We start from the raw sequence: 7,385 nt of genomic DNA, 5'->3' as shown, positions 1-7,385 counted from the left end.
CCAGTGTTTCCGCGCAATATGGTAGGTCGCCCGGATCGTGGCTTTGGTACGCGCCAGCTCCGTGGGGCTGTGCGGAAAGGTCGAGAGCAGGGGCATGTGTTCAGGTACCTCGTCACAGGCGGCTTCAGGTAGATCGAGGGTGAGTGTCGTGGTGACGTTTCGTAGACCCATCACACGCACGCTCAAGGTCACCGTTCGTGCCTGATTCGACGGCTCGACGGGAGTAAACCAGCCCCCAAAGAGCCCGTGTCCGTCGCGCTCAAAGCCCGACCACCACTCGATCTGGCCGTTGATCCCCGCCATTCCGGTCGAAGGTTGGAACCAATCATTAATCTCACGCATGTACTGGCTGGGATAGATCGTCCCAAGATCGTCGCGCACCGCCGTGATGTTGCAGCTGAGCACGCCTTTCCCCGCATCAAGGATCACAAAGAGATCGCCCTGCTGGTTGCTCTGGAGATCCAAAAGCTGAACTCCATCTCTCTCGACTATAGGCTTTTGGTGCGCCGCAAGCCAGGCCGCACGGGCCTGGGGCAGATCGATAACTCTCCCAGCAACCAGTACGTCGTTTTTAGGAAAATTCGCGGGCTGCTCCACACTATCGTAGACATAGCGCTGCCGGGAGCGTGCCTGCCAGCCCTGCCCCGGATTCCGTCTCTCTTGATACTGAACCCGAACCCGATTGGTGGCTTTTTCAATGACCCAGACCGCGCGGCTTGATGAGTTATCGGGATTGGAAAATGGGGTCTTGTACTCTAGCCGGACGGTTCGCGTCGTGGCATCCTCATCGCCGAATAAACCTATGAAGGGCAGAAGTGCTGTCCAAGGGGTCTGTACAAGCGAGCGAACCAAGCCTCCCATCCCACTGGTTCCTACACCGCCGTAGTGACGGTTCGGCTCAACCACGGCCAGATCCCAGTCTGGGTAGCCGCGCCAGACGTGTGTGGGGGTGGTGAAGTGGGTATAGAATCCCCCCGTGCGGAACTCGTGGCCATTGGCTTCGTAGGTCTCACCAAGCGTGCGCCAGGCACCCGTTTCTGGTGAGTAGACTTCGGTGATAATCTTCACGGCTTTTACCCTGCTTGTTGCCGTAGCGGCAGCGCGTAGCTGGAGGACGTAGGGAATATGCGGCCCCGTTGCGGCAATGGTCACCCCAACGAGGCTCGTTGCTGCCAGTGCGATAAACCGGCGACGGTGCAGCGTTTTTTTGCTACGCTTCGCATCACTGGCATCCGCCATTTTAGCGAGGCGCTCGGTGAGGGAGTTGGGGATGGGGGCAGTCGTGTGGCGAGCTTTGAGGGCATCGGTGAGTTTCATAGGGATTCCTTCTCCATAAGAAAGTAACGGCTGCCGCGCTCCCGCATAGTCTGGCGGGCACGGTGCAGGAGCTGGCCAACGGCGTTGGGTGATTTATTGAGTGTTTTGCCAATCTCGATCAGTGAGAACTCGTCTACGTACTTCAGCAAGAGGGCCTCGCGCTGGAGCGTGGGGAGTGTGTCTAAGAGGCCGTCGAGCTCGGCGGCGGCCTCTTTTGTCAGGGCCTCAGCTTCGGGTGTCGCACTGGAATCTGTCAGCGTGTCGTAGAGTGGCGCTGTCGCGTGGCGCTTGTTGCGCCGCAAGGCATCTACGGCTTTACTACGTGCAATCGCGATCAGCCAAGCACGCGCCGGGTCGTGGTCTGCGTCGGGATTCTCTGCCGATGTGGGGCAGCGATCGAGGCGAGAGAACGCCGTGGCAAAAGTCTCTGCCACCACATCCTCGGCCTCTGGTGTGTTTCCTAGCCGCGCCGCAGCATAGCGCCAAAGCGTCCCCCGATACCGCACTTGCAGTGCATTGGCGGTGATGGGAGCCGCTCGCTCTTTTCGTGTCCAGAGTTTGGAGATCTGTTGGGTTTGTAGCATTTCTCTCCTCCGCACTACTCAACGCGTATGTTGCTTAGATTTTACGCTGAGATTCTTCACGCATCGCGTGCCTACGAAAACGCGGCTATCGTTTTGTGCGTGTCTCGTCGGGCCTGAGCTAGCGGTAGACTGTATACTGGAACTGTGCCTAAGCCCTTTGATGCCTCGACAAAATTTCTGGTCGAACTCTACCCAGAGGACTGGCTGCGTTTTCTCAAACAGCCCATTGGCCCGACGGAACTGGTAGAGGCAGATCTCTCCACGGTCACGGCGGCGGGCGATAGAATTCTACGGGTGAACACCGTTCCGCCTTACGCCATGCACATGGAGTTCCAGGCAGGGCCAGATCCTGAGCTCGAAGAGCGGACTTGGGAGTACAATGTTCTCTACACACGGCGATTAAAAATCCCGGTGCTGAGCACGCTGATTCTGTTGCGGTCTTTCACCAAACAACACGCACTGACCGGACGATTTCAGGTTCGGGGAGTGGTTGGCGAGAGTATCCACGAGTTCCACTACAATATTCTTCGGGTCTGGGAAACGCCGCCTGAGGTATTTCTCGAAGGTGGGATCGGGCTTTTGCCACTTGCCACGGTAGCCAAAGTGTCGCGCACCGAGCTGCCGATGATTGTTGAAGCGGTCAATGAGCGCCTAGATCGAGAGCGTAAGCCCAGTGAGGCTGAGCTTCTTCGAACGGCAACCTATGTCTTGATGGGGCTAAAACACCCCAAACATCTTGTGGAGAAACTGATGAGCAGAAATGTACTGGAACTATCCTCAACCTACCAAGGATTGATTCAAGAGGGCTTGGATAGAGGCTTGCGGCAGGGGCTGGAGCAGGGGCTGGAGCAGGGGCTGGAGCAGGGGGCTGCGCGTGAGGCAAGAAGCATTATCTTGCGCCAGGGGCGAAAGCGGTTTGGACCGCCCGCTCCCGAGACTGTTGCAATACTGGAGGCTATTTCCTCACGAGAGGCTCTCGAAAGGCTGTCTGAGCGCTTACTGGATGTCGAGACCTGGTCAGAACTTCTGGCGGAGTAGGTCTTTTGGCTAAAGCAACGACACGATTTGTCTGTCAGCAGTGTGGCCATGTCGAGCCCAAGTGGGCCGGGCGGTGTCCGAGCTGTAGCGAGTGGAACAGCCTTGTCGAAGAGGCGGTTCGTGAGGCCAAGACCCTCACGGCGCAGATTCGGGCGGGGGGCTCCTCGTTCTCCCACATGGGCGCGGCGCAGTCTCGCCCCCGGCCCATCACGGAGATCGAGATCAGTGAGCGGGAGCGCCAGTCCACGTTCATTCCTGAGTTTGATCGCGTGCTCGGTGGCGGGATTGTCCCCGGCTCACTGACACTCATCGGCGGCGAGCCGGGGATTGGCAAGTCGACCCTGATGAGTATGCTCTGCGGGAATCTCGCGGCGCAGTATGGGACGACGCTCTATATCTCGGGCGAGGAGTCGGTGGAGCAGATCAAGCTGCGCGCAGTGCGCCTCTCGGCGCTTCACAAAGACTTACTGCTGGCCTCCGAGACCGATATTGGGGTGATTGCCAGCTTTGTGGAGCAGCTGAGGCCCAAGTACCTGGTGATTGACTCCATTCAGACCATGATCTCCCCCGATGTGGACAGTGCGCCAGGAACGGTCTCGCAAGTCCGGGCAGCGACCAGTGCGCTGGCCGCGCTGGCAAAGGGAAAGCGCATTCCTATTTTTCTCGTTGGCCATGTCACCAAAGAGGGCGCGATTGCCGGGCCGCGCGTTTTAGAGCACATGGTGGACACGGTGCTCTACTTTGAGGGCGATGCGCACCTCACGTATCGGATATTGCGTGCGGTGAAGAATCGCTTTGGCTCCACCGATGAGCTGGGGATCTTCGAGATGCGCAGCGAGGGCCTGGTAGGCGTCGAAAACCCGTCGGCGGCGTTTCTGGCGGAGAGGCCCATTGGCAGCCCCGGCTCCACCGTGACGGCCACGATGGAGGGCTCGCGGGCGCTCTTAGTGGAAGTACAGGCACTGGTGGCGCAGAGCTATCTCACCAGCCCCCGAAGAGTGACCAATGGCGTCCATCGGGATCGTGTGGCGCTCGTGCTGGCGGTGCTGGAGAAGCGTCTGGGGCTGAGCCTGGCAAACATGGATGTTTTTGTCTCCGTGGCGGGCGGCGTGCGTGTGGAGGAGCCGTCGGCGGATCTGGCGATTGCGCTGGCCGTGGCCGGAAGTTTCCTGGATCGCCCTGTGGGGGGCAATCATGTCTTTCTCGGCGAGATTGGGCTAGCCGGAGAGGTGCGAAGCTGCACTCAGATCGAGAAGCGCCTTAGAGAGGCTGCCGGGCTAGGTTTTGGGGGCGCGATCCTGCCTCAAAAAAATATCGGACGGGAGACGCAGGGAATCGGGCTGGACTTATCGGGGGTAGAAACCGTGCGTCAGGCCGTCGAGAAAGCACTGCTCGCGCCACAAACCAGTGCGCCCGTGAGCACCACCCGCGACGAATAAAAATCCTATGCAACTGAAGGTGCCTCTACGGTGTCGGTAGAGCGGGAGCACGCGATGGATATTCCGGAGGACGTTTTCGAGAATCGACATGCCTTCAAGGCGTTCATTACCCAGATGGGAGGGGATCCGCGCCGCGATGGGGAGTCGCTGATTGCCTACCTGACGGGCTGGCTAGAGCGGCACGCGAGCGAGTCCGGCGAGTCCGAGGAAAAAAAAGAAGCCGCCCGTCGGTTGATTTTAGAGCTGACCGAAGGGCTCGAGGGGCTCTATGCACAGGATCTTGCCGTGGCACGGCTTGAAGATGAGCTCGATATTCTGCGTGAGCAGCAGAACCATCAGATCGCAAACCTACGCCGAGGCTATCGGAAGATGGTTTTCTGGCGTGGCCCTCAGGATGCCGATGTGATCGCCGCTGCCGACTGGGTGCGTCAGGAGTTTCCCACAGAAGTCGCTGCCCATATTCTTGACATCGACGGCCTTTTTGACGATGACATTCCCCAGGAATAATGGCTTCTGTGGTATACTCTTGCCTCGTATGCCCCTTCTGGAATGCAAAAATGTTATCAAGCGCTTTGGAGGACTGACCGCCGTCAATGAGGTGAATCTTGTCGTTGAGCAAGGGGATCTCGCTGGTCTGATCGGTCCTAATGGCGCAGGGAAGACAACTCTCTTCAATCTTCTCACCGGAGTCTATGCTCCCACCGAGGGCGATATTCTCTTTGAGGGTGTCTCGATTTCGGGAAAGAAACCCTACGAGATCGCGCAGCGTGGGATTGGCCGGACGTTTCAAAACATCCGACTCTTTAGTGACCTGACGGTGATGGACAATGTTCGCACTGCTGCCTCGGTTCGTGCGAAGACGGGGCTGGCCGCGACGGTGTTTCAGACCGCTGCCTGTGCGCGGATCGAAAAGGCAGTTACGGAGGATGCCGGGCACCTTTTGGAGCTGCTGGGGCTCTACGACCTGCGCGATGAGCAGGCCCGAAACTTACCCTACGGCGATCAGCGGCGGCTGGAGATTGCACGAGCGCTCGCGACCAAGCCCCGGCTCTTACTGCTCGATGAGCCCGCGGCGGGGATGAATCCGCAGGAGTCCGAGGATTTAATGCACCTCATTCGGCGACTACGCGATGAGTTCTCCGTGACCATTTTACTCATCGAACACGATATGAATGTCGTGATGGGCGTCTGTGAGAAGATCACGGTTCTGGTCTACGGTGAGCCCATCGCTTTTGGCACTCCCGAAGAAATCCAGAGCAACCCCAAGGTGATTCAGGCCTACCTCGGTGATGAAGACGGCGATGGAGTGGGCGATGTGGGAGGCAAGACGGATGCTTAAGCTGGAATCGCTTGATGTCTACTATGGCGCGATCCATGCCCTGCGCGGCGTGAGTGTCACGGTCGAGGAGGGGGAGATCGTCACCCTGATCGGTGCGAACGGCGCGGGCAAGAGCACGCTGCTGCGCACTGCCTCCGGGATGGTGCGGCCTCGAAGTGGCTCCGTGACGTTTCTGGGGGAGAATATCACCAAGACTCCCATTGCCGCGATTGTCTCACGAGGTCTGGTCCACTGCCCGGAGGGGCGGCGCATCTTCGCCAATATGAGTGTCAAGGAAAACTTAGAGCTGGGCGCGTATCTGCGTAAGGACAAGGCGGGGATCGCCTCGGACTACGAGTATGCGCTGAATCTCTTCCCCAGGCTCCGTGAGCGCTTGAGCCAGAACGCCGGAACCCTCTCAGGGGGTGAGCAGCAGATGCTAGCGATTGGCCGTGCGCTCATGAGCAAGCCAAAGCTCTTAATGATGGATGAACCCTCGCTCGGCCTCGCCCCGGTGATTGTCCAGGATATTTTTCGCATTATCCAGACCATTAACCAGGAACATAAAGTGGCTGTCTTGCTGGTGGAGCAGAACGCAAACAAGGCACTCGCCGTAGCGCACCGGGGCTACGTCTTAGAGACGGGCCGGATCACGCTCGAAGGGGCTGCCGCGGAGCTGCGCACCAACCCCGAGGTCAAGAAGGCGTATTTCGGAGAATGACCCTCACCGCGGACAACGTGGGCCTCTATGCCGAGACTCTCGTGCGGCAGGCAGCGACGGGCGGCTACTGTCTGGACTACTCCGCGGAGTCTCTGGTGGCTCTGGATGCACTTTTAGCGAGCTCCGATCCTCTTTACGATCTCTCTAGCGAAACGCAGCGCTCCCTTGTGATCTTCTATGCGGGCTGCTATTTAGGTGAGGTTCTTGTCCGCACACTCGGAGGGCTGTGGCAGCTCACCGATAACTGGGCGGAGTCAAGCCTCGTCATTGTGCGTGAGCAGGAGGGAATTGAGGTCCGTCCGTTTGAGAAGCTCTACCGCCGGCTTGCCGAGGGAGAAGACGGAAATCGTCTCGCGGATTACCATCATGGCATCCTGGAGCGTTTTCTTCGTTCTTGACAGAGTCCGTAGGATATGGGATCATAGAGGTTAGAGTCTGGGAGAAATCACTCGGCTCTGTTTCAGATTAGCCGACGAACACGAAGATGGTTCGAATTGCTATCTTGAATCCTAAAAATCTAACCCAACAAAGGTCGGAAATCATGTCTCAAAAACGTACTCAGGGAGCGTTTACGCTCATTGAACTTCTTGTCGTTATCGCAATCATCGCGATTCTTGCCGCGATTCTCTTTCCTGTTTTTGCCCAAGCTCGTGAGAAAGCCCGGAGCATCTCTTGCCTTTCCAATGGCAAGCAGATCGGTACCGCACAGATGATGTACTCCCAGGACTACGATGAGGAGATCGTGCCCTGGTACCAGCGCAACTACCCCACGGGTTTTCCAAACCAGCAGGCCGCTTTCGTGGATCGCGTCTGGTGTAATCTCCTCAACCCCTATATCAAGACTCATGGTTCGCTCATTTTCTGAGTATTTTAGCGAATTTGAGGTAACCTCATTTCATGACCGAAACGCTCACTCTTATCACGGAACGGGTGGATGACATCCCCATATTATTGGAGCAGATGCAGAA

General features: G+C 57.9%; 8 protein-coding genes and 1 pseudogene. 7 read left to right on the top strand and 2 right to left on the bottom strand.

What is annotated here, in order from left to right; translation table 11 throughout:
- Together ACH2EH_RS26200 and ACH2EH_RS26195 are read right to left on the bottom strand one after the other, a co-directional pair.
- Positions 1-1,317 (bottom strand): hypothetical protein (locus ACH2EH_RS26200; protein WP_395146369.1); only part of this gene is annotated, 1,317 nt, incomplete at its 3' end.
- On the bottom strand, positions 1,314-1,901 hold the full coding sequence (locus ACH2EH_RS26195) for an RNA polymerase sigma factor (RefSeq protein ID WP_395146368.1): 588 nt from the start codon (positions 1,899-1,901) through the stop codon (positions 1,314-1,316). The genes ACH2EH_RS26195 and ACH2EH_RS26200, both read right to left, overlap by 4 nt.
- 144 nt (positions 1,902-2,045) lie before the next feature.
- On the opposite strand from ACH2EH_RS26195, the gene ACH2EH_RS26190 reads away from it, so the two are divergent.
- From ACH2EH_RS26190 to ACH2EH_RS26160, 7 genes and pseudogenes are all read left to right on the top strand, one after another.
- Positions 2,046-2,939: an Rpn family recombination-promoting nuclease/putative transposase gene (locus tag ACH2EH_RS26190; RefSeq protein ID WP_395146367.1), complete on the top strand. Its 894-nt coding sequence runs from the start codon at positions 2,046-2,048 to the stop codon at positions 2,937-2,939.
- Between the two features lie 5 nt (positions 2,940-2,944).
- Positions 2,945-4,378, top strand: a complete 1,434-nt coding sequence (radA, locus tag ACH2EH_RS26185; RefSeq protein ID WP_395146366.1) for a DNA repair protein RadA — start codon at positions 2,945-2,947, stop codon at positions 4,376-4,378.
- A 54-nt stretch (positions 4,379-4,432) separates the two neighbouring features.
- Positions 4,433-4,885, top strand: a complete 453-nt coding sequence (locus tag ACH2EH_RS26180; RefSeq protein WP_395146365.1) for a hypothetical protein — start codon at positions 4,433-4,435, stop codon at positions 4,883-4,885.
- A 28-nt stretch (positions 4,886-4,913) separates the two neighbouring features.
- Positions 4,914-5,717 (top strand): ABC transporter ATP-binding protein, encoded by an 804-nt coding sequence (locus ACH2EH_RS26175; RefSeq protein ID WP_395146364.1) that lies wholly within the window; start codon positions 4,914-4,916, stop codon positions 5,715-5,717.
- Entirely contained in the window at positions 5,710-6,417 is a 708-nt protein-coding gene (locus ACH2EH_RS26170; protein WP_395146363.1) for an ABC transporter ATP-binding protein, read from the top strand. Before ACH2EH_RS26175 ends, ACH2EH_RS26170 begins: the two co-directional genes overlap by 8 nt.
- Complete coding sequence (locus ACH2EH_RS26165; RefSeq protein ID WP_395146362.1) at positions 6,414-6,815, top strand: DUF6278 family protein; 402 nt, start codon at positions 6,414-6,416, stop codon at positions 6,813-6,815. The genes ACH2EH_RS26170 and ACH2EH_RS26165 overlap by 4 nt, the downstream gene beginning before the upstream one ends.
- A gap of 143 nt (positions 6,816-6,958) precedes the next feature.
- Positions 6,959-7,165 (top strand): annotated as a pseudogene (locus ACH2EH_RS26160) (prepilin-type N-terminal cleavage/methylation domain-containing protein); the annotation flags it as partial.
- Between the last annotated feature and the right edge of the window lie 220 nt (positions 7,166-7,385).

It is taken from the genome of Armatimonas sp. (genome assembly GCF_043760365.1).
In the GTDB taxonomy this organism is placed as follows: Bacteria; Armatimonadota; Armatimonadia; order Armatimonadales; family Armatimonadaceae; genus Armatimonas.
The sequence above is the reverse complement of the archived record's forward strand: the minus strand, read 5'-3'. Positions and strand labels throughout refer to the sequence as shown.